At 63.2% G+C, this 18,963-nt stretch carries 15 protein-coding genes; 9 read left to right on the plus strand and 6 right to left on the minus strand.

All coding sequences use genetic code 11. The features are described 5' to 3' along the window. Positions 1-45: 45 nt before the first annotated feature. A complete protein-coding gene (locus C8J24_RS03265) occupies positions 46-1,029 on the plus strand; it encodes a 2OG-Fe(II) oxygenase (protein WP_107930266.1) in 984 nt (327 codons plus the stop codon). A 518-nt stretch (positions 1,030-1,547) separates the two neighbouring features. Beyond that, complete coding sequence (locus tag C8J24_RS03270; RefSeq protein ID WP_107930268.1) at positions 1,548-2,111, plus strand: recombinase family protein; 564 nt, start codon at positions 1,548-1,550, stop codon at positions 2,109-2,111. A 580-nt stretch (positions 2,112-2,691) separates the two neighbouring features. Here C8J24_RS03270 and C8J24_RS03280 read toward each other — a convergent pair. After that, on the minus strand, positions 2,692-3,714 hold the full coding sequence (locus C8J24_RS03280; protein ID WP_244180384.1) for an Abi family protein: 1,023 nt from the start codon (positions 3,712-3,714) through the stop codon (positions 2,692-2,694). A gap of 535 nt (positions 3,715-4,249) precedes the next feature. Here C8J24_RS03280 and C8J24_RS03285 point away from each other — a divergent pair. Both C8J24_RS03285 and C8J24_RS03290 read left to right on the plus strand, forming a co-directional pair. Next, on the plus strand, positions 4,250-4,915 hold the full coding sequence (locus C8J24_RS03285; RefSeq protein ID WP_146163628.1) for a DUF6946 family protein: 666 nt from the start codon (positions 4,250-4,252) through the stop codon (positions 4,913-4,915). Positions 4,916-5,209: 294 nt separating this feature from the next. Continuing rightward, positions 5,210-6,553 carry an IS1182 family transposase gene (locus C8J24_RS03290; protein WP_107930187.1) on the plus strand — a complete coding sequence of 448 codons (1,344 nt, stop codon included), beginning with the start codon at positions 5,210-5,212 and terminating at the stop codon, positions 6,551-6,553. Positions 6,554-6,809: 256 nt separating this feature from the next. Here C8J24_RS03290 and C8J24_RS03295 read toward each other — a convergent pair whose 3' ends face one another. From C8J24_RS03295 to C8J24_RS03310, 4 genes are all read right to left on the minus strand, one after another. Beyond that, complete coding sequence (locus tag C8J24_RS03295; RefSeq protein WP_107931427.1) at positions 6,810-9,419, minus strand: HWE histidine kinase domain-containing protein; 2,610 nt, start codon at positions 9,417-9,419, stop codon at positions 6,810-6,812. 1,031 nt (positions 9,420-10,450) lie between these two features. Further along, positions 10,451-10,708: a hypothetical protein gene (locus C8J24_RS18010; protein WP_338110773.1), complete on the minus strand. Its 258-nt coding sequence runs from the start codon at positions 10,706-10,708 to the stop codon at positions 10,451-10,453. Further along, on the minus strand, positions 10,705-11,184 hold the full coding sequence (locus C8J24_RS03305; protein ID WP_338110774.1) for a metallophosphoesterase family protein: 480 nt from the start codon (positions 11,182-11,184) through the stop codon (positions 10,705-10,707). Before C8J24_RS03305 ends, C8J24_RS18010 begins: the two co-directional genes overlap by 4 nt. Positions 11,185-11,473: 289 nt before the next feature. Next, the gene (locus C8J24_RS03310; protein ID WP_056407331.1) at positions 11,474-12,304 is read right to left on the minus strand and encodes a 23S rRNA (adenine(2030)-N(6))-methyltransferase RlmJ; all 831 of its coding nucleotides are present in this window, start codon (positions 12,302-12,304) and stop codon (positions 11,474-11,476) included. A 210-nt stretch (positions 12,305-12,514) separates the two neighbouring features. Here C8J24_RS03310 and C8J24_RS03315 point away from each other — a divergent pair, with 210 nt between their 5' ends. Both C8J24_RS03315 and C8J24_RS03320 read left to right on the plus strand, forming a co-directional pair. Beyond that, positions 12,515-12,772 (plus strand): hypothetical protein, encoded by a 258-nt coding sequence (locus tag C8J24_RS03315; protein WP_146163629.1) that lies wholly within the window; start codon positions 12,515-12,517, stop codon positions 12,770-12,772. Between the two features lie 24 nt (positions 12,773-12,796). Then, the gene (locus tag C8J24_RS03320; RefSeq protein WP_146163630.1) at positions 12,797-13,396 is read left to right on the plus strand and encodes an antibiotic biosynthesis monooxygenase; all 600 of its coding nucleotides are present in this window, start codon (positions 12,797-12,799) and stop codon (positions 13,394-13,396) included. 166 nt (positions 13,397-13,562) lie between these two features. On the opposite strand, the gene C8J24_RS03325 is transcribed toward C8J24_RS03320, so the two are convergent. After that, a complete protein-coding gene (locus tag C8J24_RS03325) occupies positions 13,563-14,660 on the minus strand; it encodes an alkaline phosphatase (protein ID WP_107930276.1) in 1,098 nt (365 codons plus the stop codon). A gap of 589 nt (positions 14,661-15,249) precedes the next feature. Here C8J24_RS03325 and katG point away from each other — a divergent pair. From katG to C8J24_RS03340, 3 genes are all read left to right on the plus strand, one after another. Continuing rightward, on the plus strand, positions 15,250-17,436 hold the full coding sequence (gene katG, locus C8J24_RS03330; protein WP_244180385.1) for a catalase/peroxidase HPI: 2,187 nt from the start codon (positions 15,250-15,252) through the stop codon (positions 17,434-17,436). Between the two features lie 436 nt (positions 17,437-17,872). Continuing rightward, positions 17,873-18,484 (plus strand): TetR/AcrR family transcriptional regulator, encoded by a 612-nt coding sequence (locus C8J24_RS03335; protein WP_107930280.1) that lies wholly within the window; start codon positions 17,873-17,875, stop codon positions 18,482-18,484. After that, entirely contained in the window at positions 18,481-18,936 is a 456-nt protein-coding gene (locus C8J24_RS03340; RefSeq protein ID WP_031393620.1) for an SRPBCC domain-containing protein, read from the plus strand. Before C8J24_RS03335 ends, C8J24_RS03340 begins: the two co-directional genes overlap by 4 nt. Positions 18,937-18,963: the final 27 nt, after the last annotated feature.

Here is an 18,963-nt window from a genome sequence, read left to right on the forward strand (position 1 = left end):
GAAGAGGGGCGGGATTCTTCCCGCCCCTCACTGACTGGTGACGACATGATGCATGCCGATACATTCGCGTCGGCTCTTCGCTTTGCTAAGAACGGTCAGCCTGAGCCGGCGATCGCGGCGTTTGAGAAGGCCGGGCATCTCGGCGATGCTTCTGCTATGGCTGAGCTGGCCACATGGCTTCTACGTGGCGACCTGATACCGCGTGATCTATCGCGTGCGCGCATTGCGTTGCGCCGGGCGGTGGAGATCGGGCATGTTGATGCGGCTCTTCTGGAAGTAGCGTTGACTGCCAATGGCACAGGCGGTCCCTGCAACTGGCATAGCGCACTCGGTCTATTGGAGACCGCGGCGAAGACGGATCCGGTAGCAAGGCAACACATCGAGATCATCCATGCGATGAATCTGGGTTCCGACGGCTATCCGCGGCGACTGCCTCCGGCCGAGGTGCTTTCTCAATCTCCATATGTAGTCCGTTTCCGCGGTGCCGTGACCCCGGCCGAATGCCTCCACATCGCAGGTGTAGGACATCCTCTTTTAGAACCCTGCGTCGTCGTGGATCCCGTGACACATCGCCCAATCGCGCATCCTATCCGGACATCTTTCAGCGCGACTATTGGTCCGGCCCAGGAGACGTTGCCAGTAGCCGCGTTGAACCGCCGTTTTGCTGCACTGACCCAGACACCGTTACAGAATGGTGAGCCTTTGCAGATATTGAAGTATGCAACTGGCCAGGAGTACAAATTGCATTCCGACGCCCTGCCAGGTGCAACTAACCAGAGGACCGTAACGGCGATCGCGTACTTGAACGACGGGTTCGGCGGAGGTGAGACAGACTTTCCTTTGGCCAACCTCCGAATAATTCCCCGTGCCGGGGACATCATCGCATTCACAAGCACTGGGGTAGACGGCGCTCTGGATCCGTTATCGCGTCATGCTGGTTTGCCGGTTACTGGCGGTATTAAGTGGATAGCAACACGTTGGATCCGTCAAGCTGAGTTTAATGCCTGGATATCTAGTATAAATCAATAAATAATAAAGAATATTGTTTAGCAATCTTCTTTAACCGGCTTACGGTGTTTATTGTCGTACTCGCGCAATTGGTCTGCGCGGCCTGGATTGCCGCGTCAGCTTTCCATTTCTCTATCAGTGACCCGTTCACCACGGATGAAAGTCGGGCAGGTACTACGGTAGGGGCCAGTAGGAGATATCCGCTGGTTAATTACTCGACGCTCCTACTGAGGATTGTACTGGACCGATGCGGAATCGCTTTCTCCAATCTGAGACGCCGTTAACGCAGAGGCGATCAAGCTAATAGATTTCGGATTAACACACCACGAGCGGGAGGGAGCTCGACGCGCTTTTACCCAGTTCAACGCCACATTCATTCTCCTATCGTAATGAATGTTGCATTCGCTCTGCGCCGTGCCAAGCCGCTGTCGCAGAAGTGCTAAGTTTCGCGACAGCGCCTATGGCGCTCGTGTTCTCTCGTACTCTCATGTCGCAAAAGTCGGTTGCACAATACTGTCGTTCTGATACAGTTTTGCGACATGCTGATTGGCTATGCCCGTGTGTCCACCGATGACCAGGATCTCCGGCTGCAACGCGCCGCGTTGAAGGAGGCCGGATGCAAGCGGACGTTCGAGGAGAAGGCCTCGGGTGCGAAGCGTGACCGACCCGAGCTGGCCAAGATGATCGAGCAGCTCCGCGACGATGACACGGTGGTGGTGACGCGGCTCGACCGGCTGGCGCGCTCCACCCGCGATCTGCTCGACATCGCCGAGAAGCTGAAGGAGGCCGGTGCCGGCCTTCGCTCCCTAGCCGAGCCCTGGGCGGACACGACCTCACCAGCTGGTCGCATGGTGCTGACGGTATTCGCCGGCATCGCCGAGTTTGAGCGCGAGCTGATCCACCAGCGCACCAGCAGCGGTCGGGTAGCGGCGAAGGCGAGGGGGGTCCGCTTCGGCCGCCCAGCCAAGCTTACCCCCGATCAGATCGCGCTAGGCGAGCGGTTGGTGAGCGAAGGCACTTCGGTGCGCGAAGCCGCCAAGCTGCTCAAGTGCCACCATGCCACGCTCTACCGGGCGCTGACCGCCGCGGCATTGACCCCGTGATGCCGGCCACTCCGCAGCCCAACGCGCCGAAGGGGAAGGCCTGATGCCGATCCGCCCCGAGCATGTGTTCCTATACCCGATCGACTGGCCGCAGCTCTCGCACCATGTGCGCTTCGTGCGGGCAGGGGGCGCTTGCGAGCATTGCGGGCGGCCTCATGGGCAGAGAGTATTCCATCTCCGGGACGGGAGATGGTGGGACCGCAAGCGGCAGTGCTGGCGCAACGGCCAAGGTCGACGCGTGCGACGGCCGACAGAGAACATCCTGTTGCAAGGCGCCTGGACCCCGGTGGTACTGGCCTGTGCGCACCTCAACCATGATCCCAGCGACAGCGCGCTCCACCTGCTGGCGGCTCTGTGCCAGCGCTGCCACATGCTCCATGACGGCCCGGAGCATCGTCGCCGGCGCTGGAGGAACGCGCACTACCGACGCGCCCTTGGTGACCTGTTCTACGGTCCATATCCTCTGCTGGGAGCTGAATGGATCACGCCCACCCCGCTCAGCATGCTCGATGGCGGCTCAGCGTTCTCTGCTTCTCTTCGGTGAAGAGCGGTTCCAGAGGCACGTCAGCTTTTCTTCAGATCAGTTCCAGATGGCTTCGGCCTCCCACCCAGGTAGAAATCCCCCTTGAACGGGACCGGCGAACGGCATCCCCGGAAAGGCGTGCCAATGCGCCTTCATGCGCGCGGGCCAGGATGAGCCGGGATTGATCCGACGGACAAAATAGCTTGCCACGGCCGCAGCGCCATAGACACGCGTCCGGCGCTCTAGGTCGCTCCCGATATGAACGAGGCTAGGGGCCTCGAAAGGCTTAGGCACGAGGGGCTGGTTGACGATGCCCGCGTTCCAGAGACGGGAATGGTGGGCACTGGTGTTGCGCACGAACGCCAGTGTCTTGATCCAACTCACCAGCGTGTTGGGGAGAAGGCTGTAGCGCTTCGCGATGGCAGCACGGTCGTTGGGATGCGCGATCTCGAGCAGCCAGGACAATGTGCCAAAATCCCATGCCTCGACCGCCATCCAGATCGGCACGGGCGGGCTGTAGGTGGCGTGAAACTCCTTGACCCAATCCTCCTTGGACCGGGCGAGCGCACGATCGGCGTTGGTGAGCCAATCGGCGTGACGGGTGCCGCCACCCCGCTGCACCTGGTTCGCGCGGTGAGCGTCGAGGAACGCGGGCGAACGATGCGCAAAGGGGTCACGCTTACCGAGCGCATGCGCGAGATCCACGCGCAGCGCGACTTCGACCCTCTCGACAGCATCAAGGAAAAGGAGACGAAGCTGCTTGTCGAACAGGTAGAGATCGACGGAGTGACGGAACTCGGCGCCGGTCTGAAACTGCTCGGTGCGGATGGTCCGCGTCGCGTCATTGGGATCAGGGACGAGCTGCTGGAATGGCTGCCAATAGGGGGTAAGGCGCCCATAGCCGATGCGCTCCAGATGGAGGACCGCCTTGGCCTGATCTGTCACCACTAGGCCGCGCGCTATCAGAAGGGCGAGCTGGTCGGTGAAACTGAGGTGGGGCTTGGTATAAGGCGGAAGCATCCGGCCTAGATATGAAGAAGGCCGTCCCTTGATGCCAGCGGCAACAGAGGGGACGGCCATGTTGCGACCGATATATGCGTGAGCGCATGAGGATTCAATTGAAAGTTGAACGCTGGTCAACCGCGGCCTTACATCCGTCCGTTCGCTATCCGTACCAGCAGATTGATGGCACTCAAGGACTGTGGCCAGGATGGGCTGTAGGGTGCCAGAACGTAACAAAATCGTCCGTTGTGCTACTGAGTAGGATACCACGGCTGGCGGCCGGCGAGCTTGCCGCAGAAAACGCCCTCGGAGATCCGCACCTTCCCGGCTGCGACGCGCTTGCCAGGAGCGGGCACGTCCTAGATGCTGGGGGGATCGGGGACCGCACGATTTAATAGAGTTCGAACACTGAACTTCGGTGGCCGGCGGATCGCGCTAGTTTTCGTCCTCGCACGCGACGCACGTCATAGGGTAGCTATGTCGAGGTCCTGCAAAGCCTGCTTTGCAACCCGCCGCACACACGCCGATCGCAGCAAGATCGGCTGGCGGAAGCGAAGACGTACGAAGGATTGTTAACCCCGTGTATCAAGTACACATGAGGAGAGCACGCAGAATGACCATGATCCGCCAAGTTTCGATCATGCCGCGCATCAACGACGCGACGCATCTACTGCTATCGCCGAGCGACCGAGATTGCCCGGAAGGCTCCTCACGCCTGTCGCTGGCTGCATGGGAGAACGCCAATGGTATGCCGGCAACGGTCCTGAAACTCGTCGAGCAAGCTCCGGAATGGGCCGGCGTCCGGCTCCTGGACGTGATCCTCGAGCGGCAATGCCTGCTCGTCGACGGCAGTCGCTCGATCCCCGATGCTGTCGCGATCTGCCGCCTTGGATGCGGCCTCGGGATCGTCGTCTCAGAAGCCAAGAAGCAGGATGGGTTCGGCGACCGATCGGTACCGTTCGACGGAAGCGTTGTCTCGGACGGGGGCGCTTCGGATGCGCTGCTGATCGAGCAGCTGGGCCTCGCAGGGTACCGCGGACCCGCCATTCCAATCCAGCTCCTATGCCGTGCATCGAATGCAATCAGCATCGCGCAGGAGTACGGGGCCGAGCAGGCATGCTTCGTCGTGCACAGCTTCGCGGCATTCCACAAGCATCTCGCGGCCTTCCAGCGGCTGGCCTTAGCCATGGGCTGGCCAGACCTCCATCGTGGTACGCTGAGCCCCGCCCGTACGACATCCGGCATCAGCCTTCGGATAGGCTGGGCCTCGGGAACCTGACGGATCGCACTATCGGTTCACGGAATATCCGCGCTTGGCGTCGGAGGTGCCCGATATAATGCTCGCCGGATGGTGAGCAGGGCGTAACGTTCGAGCAAAATCCGTCGAAATCGCCCAAGGCTGCGGCATACGACAGCGATGGACGGGAAGGTCGTCTTGTCGGCGGCAGTGTCGCTAGGTGCGCTATGTGGCATCCGCCCGCGACGCAAAACCGTCCGTGACTGTTGAAAAACGCGTGCTTGCTACCGCCCGGGCGCCGTGATTCACTCCTGCAACGCGGCGAGGAGTAGGGACATGATGGGGCGGCAGGTAGCGCAGGGCGCGCTGTTTTACGGGTTCCGGCTCGACGATCATGTGCCCGCTGACCACCTGCTCCGACGTATCGACGCCCTCTTTGATTTCGGCTTCGTGCGCGACGCACTGGCGGCGAGCTACAGCACGACCGGGCGACCCTCAATCGATCCGGAACTGATGCTACGGATGCTGCTGGTCGGCTACCTGTCCGGCATCCGCTCGGAACGGCGCTTGTGCGAAGAGGTGCACCTCAACCTCGCCTACCGCTGGTTCTGTCGTCTCGATCTGGCCGATCGGGTGCCTGATCATTCGACTTTCTCAAAGAACCGGCACGGTCGCTTCCGCGCCTGCGACCTGCATCGTCTGCTGTTCGAGCAGGTGGTCGCCAAGTGCGCCGCGGCCGGGCTGGTGGCGGGGCGCGACGTGGCGGTGGATGGCAGCACGATCATGGCCGATGCCAGCCGGGAGAAGAAGCTGAAGGGTACCGCCGCAGTTGACGAACTGCGTGCTCGGGAGAGCGTCTCGCGGCCCGTCGCCGAGTATCTCGCGGCGCTCGATGCCGCGTTGCCGCCAGGTCCGGACGAGCCGGCCGCCGTCGAGCCGGCAAGCATCTCGCCGACGGACCCGCAGGCGGCGCTCACCTGCAAGCACGGGCCGGCACGGTACGCCTACGCCATCAACCCGCTGCTTGACCTCGACACTGACTGTATCCTCGACGTTGAGGCAACGCCTGCGCGCTTCGCAGCTGAAGTGGCGGCGACCCGGACGCTGGTGTCACGCATCGAGACCAAGCTGGGCATTACGCTTGTGAGCCTCTCGGCCGACAAGGCGTATGGGAGCGGCCCGCTGCTCGGCTGGCTGGTCGATCGAAACATCACGCCGTACATTCCGGTCATCGACCGCGGTCGCCAGCGCGATGCCTTCTTCACCCGTGATGCCTTTCGCTACGACCGCGAGGCCGACGCCTATCGCTGCCCGGCAGACAAGCTGCTTGGCTATTGCGGCACTAACCGCGCCAGCCAGGTCCGCGTCTACCGAAGCCGTCTCACCGATTGCACCGCCTGCGAACTGAAACCCCAATGCACCATCGGAAAGAAGCGCGGTGTCACCCGCCTCGTGAGCGAGGATGCTCGAGATACCGTCCGCGCCCTCGCCGGCACCGACGCCTACGTGCAGGCGCGGCGTCGAAGACGGCGGATCGAGCGCGTGTTCGGCCACCTGAAACGAAACCTCGGTCTACGAACGCTCAAGCTGCGAGGTCTGGCCGGAGCCGCAGAAGAGTTCACCATGGCCGCCGCAGCCTACAATCTCCAGTTGCTGGCCCGGACGGCCGCGCCAGCATGATACGCAGCCTATCTTCCCGATTGCCACGTCACCAGCCATCTACCTCGCGGCTCATAAGCAGCCGTTTTTCAACAGTCTCGGACGGTTGTGACATTGCGCTTGCTGCAAAGAGAGCAATCGCAGGAACCGCAGTCGATCATCGTTGGATGCTCGCCAATTTTCAACGGCGTCGCCAAGCATGAACGAGCGTCCGCAATTGGTCGCGGCCAGGTATGGACGATCAGTATACGCTACCCGGCATGCACCTGCGGCACGCTCAGTGCCGACTCAACAAGGTTTGCAACGTGCGTCCAACGTCTTCGGCCGAGAACGGCTTGTTGAGGACGGGATGGCCGGCGAACCGCTCCGGCAGGACGGTGGCGCTGTCGTAGCCGGTGGTGAAGACGAACGGGATCTTGCGATCTTGCAAGATGGCAGCAGCGTCCCACGACATTTCGCCATCGAGATTGACGTCGACGAGCGCGGCATCGATCGCCGCCTCGCAAGCAAGCTTTAAGGCTTCCGGCAGCCGCATCGCGGGACCGACAATGTCCCAGCCCAAATCGATGACCACATCCTCGATGAGCATCAGCACCATGGCTGAATCTTCAACGATCAGGATCCGCGGCGGATTGTCGGTAGGAATGTCTGTGACCTTCGCAGGGGCATCATGGGCGATAGAGGCGTGGGAGGCGGTGCCGCCAGACTGCGCCACCGACGCGGGCATGACGATCGCGCACGCCACCCCGCCCGGGTCGAACGTTAGAGTCGAAGATCCGCCCGTTTCCAGCGCCAAGGCCCGCTCGATCAAGGTCGATCCGAAACCGCGCCGTGTGGGCTTGCTGACCGGAGGACCGCCGCTTTCCTGCCATCGCAGCTCCAGTCCGGCCTGCGGGTCAAACTGCCAACGAATGTCGACATGACCGCCGGCGGCCGACAAGGCCCCGTATTTGCCGGCGTTGGTGGCAAGCTCGTGGATCGCCAACGACAGCGCCAGTGCCGCTTTGGGGAGAAGCATGACATCCGGACCGGTGATCGTGACGTTCGCATGCTCCGCCCGATACGCATCTAGCTCCTGTTGGATCAGCACGATGAGCGACACGCCTTCCCATCGACTTTGCGTGAGCAGGCTGTGCGCGCGCGACATTGACCGGATCCGCCGGTCGAGCCCGTGGGTGAAAGCAGCAAGCGAGGACGCACTCCGGCTCGTCTGCGCCACCATCGCCTGAATACTGGCCAAGGTGTTCTTCACCCGGTGGTCGAGTTCGGCCATCAGCAATTGTTCCTGCTGCCAGGCGCGAAGCCGTTCGCGTGCGGCAGCATCGATCCGCCGCAGGACGACCTCCAGCAGCGAGACCCGCAGGTCGAACGCGGCATCGTTGTCGGACGGCGACCAGGGGGTCGACCGGCCGCGCACGGTTTCGGTCCACGCCTCGAAGGATTTGCGCGGCGTCAGCCGGATGCCGTTCGGACCGACCTCCATGGGCTTGTTCGGATCGCCGCCCCATTGCACGGTCTCGACGACCTCGGGCCTGAACCACAGCACGAAGTCGCGCGGTTCGCGCGAGACGGACACGGCAAGCAGCCCGGAGGCGATCTCCGCATAGGCCTTGGCCGGCGGATAGTCTTCGCCCAGCCGATCCGTGGCATACACCCCTTCGAACGTGCCCATGCGCTGGGTCAGCCAGTCTGTCAGGGCGCCAATCTGGTCGTCATCGGGCGTGTTGCCCAGCGCGGTGATGCCGCTGTTGACCCGGATGGCGACACCGCCACGGGTCTGCCCCACCCGCAGCGCGAGTCCTCCCGCGGATATGTAATCGAGCAGCTGCTGCTGCTGCGCGACCAGCCCGGCACCGTAATCGTCCTCGCTCGCCAGCGCGTGCATGATCCCGGACAGCGCCTTGCGGGACAGCAACCGGGCCTCGAGCTGCTCGGCGCGCAGCCGCACTTCGAGTTGCAGCGAGAACATCGATCCGAACAGCTCGCAGACGCCCCGGAGATGACGCGGCAGGCGGCGCGGCGTATGATGGTGACAGGCGATCAGCCCCCAAAGCCTGCCTTCGAAGATGATCGAGATCGACATCGAGGCGTCGACGCCCATGTTGCGCAGATATTCCCGGTGGATCGGGGACACGTCACGCAGGGTCGCGTGGCTCATGTCGAGCGGCAGGCCGCTGCGCGGATTGATCGACGGCAGCAGCGGCGCGGGCGTGTAATCGACTTCGGTGATCAGACGCAGCCAGCTGGTCAGATACAGCGTACGGGCCTGTTTCGGGATATCCGACGCTGGGTAGTGCAGATCGAGGAATGGCGTGATGTCGTCGTGCCGGGCTTCGGCGAATACCCAGCCTGAATCGTCGGGCATGAAGCGATAGACCATCACCCGGTCGTAGCCCGCGACCGCCCGCACCCGCTCGGCAGCCAGTTGGCAATAGGCTTGGAGATCGGGAGCGTCGCCAAGTCCGTCGAACATTTCCTGGACACAGGCGAGCGGATCGACGGCATGACGGTCGCTCAGGTCGGCATCCTCGACCTCGATCACCAGCGCGCCATCGCTCAGATGGACGCTGGCATCGATCGCGCGGTCGGGGACGACCCGCAGCAACGGATCCAGCAGGTGACGCGGGCGCGCGAGGCTGGAGCTTTGCAGCAACTCGCGAAGCCGCTGAAGCTGCTCGGCATTCAACATGTCCGCAAGGTCCTGCCCGGTCAGCGACGCCGCATCCTTGCCGAACAGGCCGAGGGTGTCGCCTGCGACCTGCTCGACCAGCATCGTTGCAGGATCGACCACGAGCATCGCACCATGGGGGAGGATCGAGCCGGGAATATGGATCGGCTCGCGATCGCAGTTGGTCAGATCGACGGCACCGTCCATTTGCTTCGTCATGCCGACATCCATTTCTCATACGCCGCAAACATCGACACCGCCGCTGCCGTTGCCGCAGGTGGGTCCTGCACGGCAGCGTCGGGTAGGTTGGTGTCCAGCCCGACGGCACACCGGCTCCAGTCACCGGCACTCAGTCCTGGTTCGGGCATGTCCCCGACAAGGCAGCCGGTCAGTCCACCGCCGACACCGAGCATGGGGTCGACGACGGTATGGAAACCGTATGTGTGGCTGAGAAGCAGACGATATTCGTCCCGGTCGGCCGTGCTTGCCGCCCGACGCGAAAGCACGGGATGACGATGCCGGCGTTCGCGAATGTCGCACGTGGCGGTTCGCAACGCGGAGCGGCCCCTCGGTGCCGGCGCGCTGCTTTGGCGAGCACGCATCGGGGCGTTCGGATGCTTCCCGCGCCGGGCGGTTCCGACCGCAGCGGACGCCTGTAACACTGACGCGCGCATTGGATTCCTCGATCAAGACTTACGGTCGATGATTGCCGTGGCATTCCTCGACGTTGCCGTATCCACACCATATTTTCGAAATCTTGCCTAGCGAATGTTGCTTATCGGTTTGCCGCCGCAACCATCATCGCAATTATTCCCGTAGCGCCGTGCTCATGCCGTCGAACGAATATGTCATGATTTTTGACATGTTTACGTACAAAATTCTCAGCCAAGTCAAGGCATTGACGACCAGATACGTCGATGGCGTAAATGAATGCTATTAAGTTCCCACAAGGCAGCAAAGGGAAAAACTATGTACCCAACACGCATTCCCGGCAACGAACCCGACCCTGCGATATGTCTTCGGTGCCAGGCTTCAGGACGCGACCGATAACCCGGCGGCGCATACGCTGCCTGACGATGATGCCGGTGATGTTGATGGCGTCGAGCTCACACGTGACGCTTGGTCGGCGACTGCAGAAAATTGGCTTTGGGGAGGCTCGGCGCTGATGCCGTTCCCTGAAGGACCGGATTTCGAGAAGCGACACGGCTTCCCGAAACGCACTTCGCATCGAGAAATACGATACCCTCGTGCTAGACCCGACCGGTTCGCAAAGGTCTGGACCAGTCGGTACGGGCATTAGCCTCGGCATCACGGACCGCTTGTTCCCAATCATAATCGACGGACAGAAACTCTACCGCCCAGCCATCACCTTCGTTGGACAAGACGGCATAGCGCGAATGCGGCGATCCACTTTCCACTAGGTGAGCATGGGGTCGGTCATCGTCATAGGCCGGAAGACCAACGCTTCCCGGATTCATGATCATGCGCCCGTCGTCGAGCGTCATCACGCGCTGGGATGCGTATGGCCGCAGAGGATCACGGCCGCATCGACAGTTCCCGCACGGTGTCGAACTTCCTCGCGAGTGGCCTGACGAAGCCCCGCCTCCGTCACCGTCTCTAGAAAATAGGTCAGGTCGCTGTCCGGCGTGCCATGAACAAGCAGCACATCTTTGGACAGGCGCATGGTCGTGGGCAATGCCGTCAGCCACGCACGCTGTTCAGCGCTCAGCTGGTCGAAGGCGTGGCGATCGGACAATCCCATGCGCTCGCGAGGCTGCTCCGATATCTGACGTTCGTGATTGCCGCGTATAGTCGGCAATCCCAGAGGCATCAGTCGATCGGCTGTTTCCCGCGGGAACAGGGCCCCTGAGCAGATGTCCCCGAGGTTCACGATCTGGTCCACGTGCCGGGTGGCGATGTCGCCGAGAACTGCGTCGAGGGCAGCGACATTCCCGTGAATGTCGGAAATTGCAGCGATCTTCATTACGGACCTATAACGATCTCGCCGTGCGATCGTAACCCCCGCGCTTCGGCAACGACAAACCTGAGGCCGGCTTCGGAACCGTCAGCAGCTTGGCGCCCCCCGGCGGCACGGATTACTGGTCCCAATAGATCTTCCCGAAATCGCCGACCGGAGCTGGAGAATCGGGAATGATCGTACTCAACGGACGGCCGCTCTCGACGATGCGAATTGCCTGCCAGAACGTCCGGTCTTTTGACGTTGGCAGCCCGGCCATTTGCGGCCGGGCAGAGCGGGGCGATGCGGGTTTACGCTAATCGCCCAGCCACGCGGCGGTGATCTCGCCGCTATGCCCCTCCGGCGCCAGCACCGCGCGCAGCGCTTCGAGCATAGGCGGCAGCGCCTGCGTGAAGGCGTAGGGCGGGTTGACGATATACAGGCCCGCGCCGTTGTAGATGCCGGACTGATCGGCATCGTACAGCCAATGCTCCACCCCCAGCACTTTGGGGATACCGAGCCTGCGCAACTGCCCCGTCCACCGCGTATGCGTGGCGCGGTCCTTCAGCGGGTACCAGATCACCGTCACGCCATGCGCCCATTTGCGGTGCGCGGCGGCGAGGGTCGCGGTGATACGGTCGCGGTCATCGGGCTGTTCGTACGGCGGGTCGACCACCACCACGCCGCGCGCGGTGCGGGGCGGCAGCATCGCGAGCCAAAGCTCATAGGCGTCGCGCTCGTGCACCGCGGCGGGCGTGCCGCGCATCACCCCGCGCAGGGTATAGGCGTCCTCGGGGTGCTTCTCGTTCAGGATCAGCAAATCCTGCGGGCGCAGAAGCTGCGCGAGGATCCGCGGCGAGCCGGGGTAGAATTGCGGCTCGGTCCCGGAATTCACCGCCTGCACGGCGGCGCGGTAGTCGTCCAGCAACGGGTTCGGCTCGGCAAAGGCCCGCAGCACGCCCTGTAGGGACTCGCCGGTGCGTTGCGCGTCCTCGCCGTCAAGGTCGTACAGCCCGCAGCCGGCATGCGTGTCGATCAGCGTCAGCGCGCCCGGTTTCTGCTGCAAGGCCCGCACGAGCGCGATCAGCAGGCTGTGCTTGACGACATCGGCACTGTTGCCCGCATGGAAGGAATGGCGATAATTCATTGTGACGTAAGACCCTGACGCTCTGCCTGCATGCGGGCTGCCGGGCACAATTGCCGGGCGCGAGGTGACCGAAGTAACCGGTCCGGTGCCATTATAAAGTCGCGCGGAAACCTTCAACGCCGTTCTGATCATGGCACGGGCTGCACGCCCTGGCCCTGTGTGTCGGACGATGATGATCCCGTCGCGATAATCGGTTATCGACCGTCGACGATGATGGATGGCATCGCAGATATGGCGCTCCGGCATGGCGATCGCCGCGCCCGGGCTTATGAACGGAATGAACCGGTGATCCGGTGCATCCAGGATGCGATCACCGCCTATCGCCGCGACGGCGGCGATCGTGACGGTCGCCCGACGATTGGCGCGCTGATCGCCGCGTGCAGTGCTTCTGGTCTCACGGCGGCCCGTGGCGGTCCGGTGACGCGCTATACGATCTGTCAGGCGCTGAAGCTGACAGGCCTGTCCTGATGCGGGTCGACACGAGCGAAATGCATGAAGCGGCCGCGCAACGTACCGGCGGCCTCGTCTGTTCTCGCCGTTATGCCAATCGATCCTGACCAGACCGCCACGATCATCACCAGTCGGGCCATCCGTGCCGGCCACGAGCAGGATTTCGAACGCTGGGTGGAGGAACTGAACCGGCACGCCCGTGCGGCGCCGGGGTATCGGGCTGCGATCCGGCTCGGTCAAACCGCCGGCTTTCAGCACCTGCTCTTCCGCTTCGACGATCGCGCCGCAGCCGATACATGGCATGACGACCCCAAGATGCGCGCGCATGTCGCCGTCGCGGACCGCTTCTCCACCGCGCTCCGCCAGCTCGAAACTGGCGACGGCGTCACCTTCGAGCTGCCGAGCGATGCGAGTGCCAGCAAGTGGAAGCGGTTCGTGACGACATGGCTGACGGTGTTCCCGGTCCTCCTCCTCATCAGCATGATGGTTCGCACGGTGTTGAAGGACGCACCACTGCCGCTGCAACTCCTGCCCTCGTCCCTGCTGCTCACCGCGACCCTGCAGTGGATCATTCTCCCGCGCCTGCAACGCTATACCCGCTTCTGGCTGTTGCAGGACAGCTCGGGCCGGCTGCAGCGGTGAGGATAAGGCATGACGACGCATTGCCGGACATCACGCGCGCCCTCACCCCACGCTCCAGCTTCGTCCATTCATTCATCGTTGGGCTGACTGCTTCCGGCCGCTAGTCCCTCGTCATACGCGTCGCGATCCGGGAACGAAAAAAGCCGTTACGCAGGCTGAGAGCGGATCATTTGTCCTTCTTCCAGCCGAATGCCGACAGCATGATGTCGAAGAGCCGCGTGTTGGGCATGAAACCCCGGACCTTGTCCGCACCGGGGCCGCTCGCCGCGACGACGACCTCTTCGCCGGTATGGCCGGGTTCGACGCTGATCACCGACTTCGCATCGGGATCATATTGCGTCGCGAGCGGCGTCGTGCGCTTGCCGCCGGTCATCCGCAGGCCGAAGCTGTGGTCCGCGGTGAACAGGATCAGCGTGTCCTTGCCGGCAACCGCGCTGATCCGGCGGATCATGTCGTCCATCTCGACGACATGCCGCAGGCCTGCCTTGGGATCGTCGGTGTGCATGTCCCATTCGACCATCAGGAAATAGCCCTTCGGGTTGCGGGCGAGCTGCGCGACGGTCGCCTCCACGGCGGGAAGCGGCGCGAAGTCGGCATCGCGCAGCACCGCGGTCCGGGGTGCCTGGCCGACCAGCGCGGTATCCTCCCCGAAGCGGTAGCCGGCGGTCCTGAACGCCTGTTCGGCGCTCGTCCCCGGGCCGGCGAATGTCGCGACGGCGTCGGCACGGCCCTTGCCGATCAGGATATCGACGCCGTCGCCGAAGCGGGGCTTGAGCATCTGGCGGAATATCTCGCCCTTGTCCGCGCGCGCGGCGACATGCGCAAAGGTCGCGGCCGGGGTCGCGTCCCAGATGTTCATGTTGGTGACGACACCCGTCGACAGCCCGCGCTGCTCGGCATATTCGAGAAGGGTCTTGACCGGCATCGCGCGGCCGCCCGGTCCAGAAGGCGTCGTCGACACCATCGCGTTGTTCGTCTTGTGACCCGTCATGATCGCGGTCATCCCGGCCGCGGAATCGGTCACCCATCGATCGAGCGCGGACGTATCGGACAGCGCGACGTTGGGCATCGACTGGATGAACAGCGATTGCGGCCGGTCGTTCGCCAGGATCCCAGCGGCGCTGAGCGTGGATAGGCCACCCGCGTCGCCGAGGAAGAGGATGACGTTGCGCGCCTCCTGCGCTGCAGCGGGCGTGCTGCACACCGCGAGCATCGTGCCAGCAAACGCCGTGCCGCCCAGGAATTTGTAGATCGCGGTTTTCATTGCAGAGGTCCTTGCATCGGGGCCGGTGCCGAGGGCGTTGCCGGGTCGTATTGCGGATTGATCGGGTCGTGCGGACGGGGATCGCCAGCGCCCGGTCTTGCGCTCTCGGTCCACGCCGGAACGAGCAGGTCACGTTGCTGCGATGCACCCGCCGCGCTGCGGCGATACACGAAGTCCCGTCCCTCACGGCTGGCCGGGTCTGCGAACACGCCGCGCTTTTCGAGGCCGACGAACCAACGATCTATCGGGCGGACTTGGGACGCGGTCACGACGAAAAACTCTGAACCAGACTAAAGACGCCCATCCTCTAACCGCAGTAAATGTAAGTTTGGCGACACCTTGATCATATCAGTTGCCGCGACGTCTGTCGGCCTGACGATGATGATGACCCGGATCATCGCGAATGTACGCGCCGTCAGACGACACGCTCACAGCCCTCTGTGATCGAGTACGATGATAGCTGTCGCCCGTATAATCGATTGGACAAATGTACCCGAGATCCGGCATTTTACCATCACGGTGGTAAAACTCATTAGGAGAGGACGCCAAGATGGCCGATTACGAACAGCCTAAGGCAAGCGGTTGCCCAATGGGCCCCCAGGGTGGCGGCGAGGTTAAGGCCCGCTCGCTCCTCGGTCGCACGAACAAGGACTGGTGGCCCGACGCGCTGCCGATCGACATGCTGCATCAGCACGGCGTCTCTCCCGACCCGATGGGCGAAGAGTTCGACTATGCCGAGTCGTTCAAACAGCTAGACTATGCAGCACTCAAGGCGGACCTGACGGCGCTGATGACCGACAGCAAGGCCTGGTGGCCTGCCGACTATGGTCATTACGGCCCGTTCATGATCCGCATGGCATGGCATGCCGCCGGCACCTACCGGGTAACGGACGGCCGCGGCGGATCGTCGTCGGGTCAGCAGCGCTTCGAACCGCTGAACTCCTGGCCGGACAACGGCAACCTCGACAAGGCACGTCGCCTGCTGTGGCCGCTCAAGCAGAAATACGGCAAGAACATCAGCTGGGCCGACCTGTTCATCCTCGCCGGCAACGTCGCGATCGAGAGCATGGGCGGACCGGTGTTCGGTTTCGCCGGCGGCCGCAAGGACGTCTTCGCCTCCGAGGGCGACACCTTCTGGGGCGCCGAGGAGATCTGGGTCAACGAGGGTGCGCAGACGCGCATCAGCGAGGACATGCCCGAGCTCGAAGGGCCTCTCGCCGCGATCCAGATGGGGCTGATCTACGTCAACCCCGAGGGCCCGGGCGGTGAGCCTGACGCGCTCATGTCCGCACGCGACATGAAGGCGACGTTCCAGCGGATGGCGATGAACTCCGAGGAAACCGTGGCGCTGACCGCCGGCGGCCATGCCTTCGGCAAGGCGCATGGCGCCAAGGCCGCACCGCATTTCAAGGCTCCGTCTTCGGAATCGGTCCACATGCAGGGCCTCGGCTGGCTGACCGACAGCGAGGAGATCGGCCAGGGCCATATCACGACCTCGGGCATCGAGGGCGCGTGGTCGAACAACCCGACCAAGTGGACCGGTGATTATCTGCGTCTGCTGTTCAAATACGAGTATGAGCTGACCGAAAGCCCCGCTGGCGCAAAGCAGTGGCAGCCGGTCAACCCGGAACCGGAGGACATGGCCCCCGACGCGCGCGACCCCAGCAAGCGTGTGCCGACGATGATGACCACCGCGGACATGGCGTTGAAGGTGGACCCCGAGTTCCGCGAGATCGCACTGCGTTTCCGTGACGATCAGTCGGCGCTCGACGACGCGTTCGCACGCGCGTGGTTCAAGCTGACGCACCGCGACATGGGGCCACGGGTCCGGTACCTTGGGCCCGAGGTTCCTGAAGAGACGCTGATCTGGCAGGATCCGGTCCCCGAAGGCACCGTACCGTCGGACGCTGACGTCGCGGCATTCAAGGACGCCGTGCTGTCGAGCGGCCTGACAATCGGCCAGCTGGTCAAGACCGCCTGGGCGTCGGCGTCGAGCTATCGCCGGTCGGACCACCGCGGTGGGGCGAACGGTGCGCGCATCGCGCTCGCGCCGCAGAAGGACTGGCCGGTCAACGAGCCCGAGCAGCTCAGCCAGGTTCTGGCAAAGCTGAACGACTTGCGGGGCAGCATGTCGCTGGCCGACGCGATCGTGCTGGCGGGCTCGGCAGCGGTCGAGAAAGCGGCACGCGACGCCGGGCACGACGTGGCGGTACCGTTCCTTGGCGGCCGTGGCGATGCGACGCAGGAGTGGACGGATGTCGAAAGCTTCGTCTGGATGGAGCCGCAGGCCGACGGGTTCCGCAACTACCTGAAGACGCGTCACCCGGTGAAGACCGAGGAGCTGTTGCTCGACAAGGCTTCGCTGCTCGGCCTGTCCGCGCCGGAAATGACCGTCTTGGTCGGTGGCCTGCGCGTGCTCGGCGCGAACTTCGGCGATGCGCCCGACGGCGTGTTGACCAAGCGTCCGGGGCAGCTGACGAACGACTTCTTCGTCAACCTGCTCGACAATGACACGTTCTGGGATCTGGTCGACACGTCGAGCGACGAGAAGTTCATCGGCTATGATCGCGGCGGTCGTGAAAAGAAGTGGCAGGCGACCCGCACCGACCTGGTCTTCGGCTCGAACTCGCAGTTGCGCGCGACGGCCGAGGTCTATGCCGAGAACGGTCACGAGGAAAAGTTCGTGCGCGACTTCATCCGTGCTTGGGTCAAGGTCATGAACGCCGACCGCTTTGACGTCACCGCCAAGCCGGTATCGTCGAACCAGGCGACGTAAGTTACGTCGGTGGGTGGATAGGCCGTGTCGATCGGGGGAAGTTTCCGAACGTACACGGCTTATCCGCCACTGGCCTGAGTTATAAGATATCGATTCTGATCTTTCCGTGCCCTTTAGCCATGGGCTTCCAGGTCCCACTGCAGCCGCCATTATCGCACTTATAAGGGTGGCTGCTTGTGCCCTTGGCCCCAACGGCAGAGCGACCTGCGCTGATTAGCGTTTCGGGCAATCCCGGTCGGAATCGTACGAGCTGTCTACTGGTCCCGACGGCTGGGTGCATGGACCCGGGCCCGGACATTCGCGACGCGTTCGCCCCCTTCAGCTCCTACCATTCGATAGGGCCACCGACTTTCAATCCCGACCTTTGCAACTATCGCTTCCGAACACCGTCTTAATGATTCTTGCCGGCATACCGACCGGTTGGTATGTTTGCATTATGACGAGTCGAGGATCTTCCAATAGCGGTCGCGACAAGCTGCTGGACGCAGCCGTGATGCTCATCCGCCGCAACGGCTTTGCGGCCACCAGCGTCGACCAGCTTTGTGCGGCTGCCGGGGTCACCAAGGGCGCCTTCTTCCACCATTTCGTATCCAAGGAAGCGCTGGGGGTGGCCGCCGCCGGCCACTGGCTGGCGATCACCACGCCGCTATTCGCCGATGCGGACTATCATCGCGCACCCGCGGCACTGGCGCGCGTGTTGGGCTATCTTGACCTGCGCGAGGCGCTGATCGACGGCGGCACTGACGCCTTCACCTGTCTGGCTGGCACGCTCGCGCAGGAGGTGCATCAATCACACCCCGCGATTGCGCGCGCTGCTGAGGCGGCAATCGTCGGCCATGCGCGCACGCTCGAAGGCGACGTTGCCGAAGCGCTGGCTGATCATGGCGTTGCCGACGTCGATGCAGCGAGCCTCGCGCTCCACTTTCAAGTGGTGCTCCAGGGCGGTTTCGTCGTCGCCAAGGCAACTGGTGATCCGCAAGCGGCGCGCGAGAGCGTGCGGCACCTGAAGCGCTACGTAACCCTATTGTGCCGAGGAGAGAAACGATGAGCAATATTCGTGAACTCAGCGTCGAGCGCCGCATCGCTGCTCCCGTGGAGGATGTCTGGCGGACGATGGTTGATCGCTTCGAGGAGTGGTTCTGTCCGCGACCGTGGCGCGCCGAAGCACGCGAGATCGAATGGCGCCCCGGAGGCCGTAGCCTGGTGGTCATGCATGGCCCCGACGGTGAGGAGATCCTTAATGAGGGCGTCGTCCTCGACTATGAGCCAAACCGCCGCTTCGTATTCACCGATGCTTTTACAGCGGGTTGGCAGCCCAGTGGGCCGTTCATGGTCGGCCTGTTCGAGATCGCGCAAGACGGGGATGGCACCCGTTTTACCGCCGCGGCACGCCATTGGACCGATGAAGCGTGGGAGCGCCACCGGTCGATGGGCTTCGAAGCCGGCTGGGGCGCGATGGCCGATCAGCTCCAGACGCTGGCCGAGGGAGGCGCGCTGTAATCGCCATTGCTGTGATCATGCTTTCGC

The organism is Sphingomonas aerolata, from assembly GCF_003046295.1.
Taxonomy (GTDB): Bacteria; Pseudomonadota; Alphaproteobacteria; order Sphingomonadales; family Sphingomonadaceae; genus Sphingomonas; species Sphingomonas aerolata.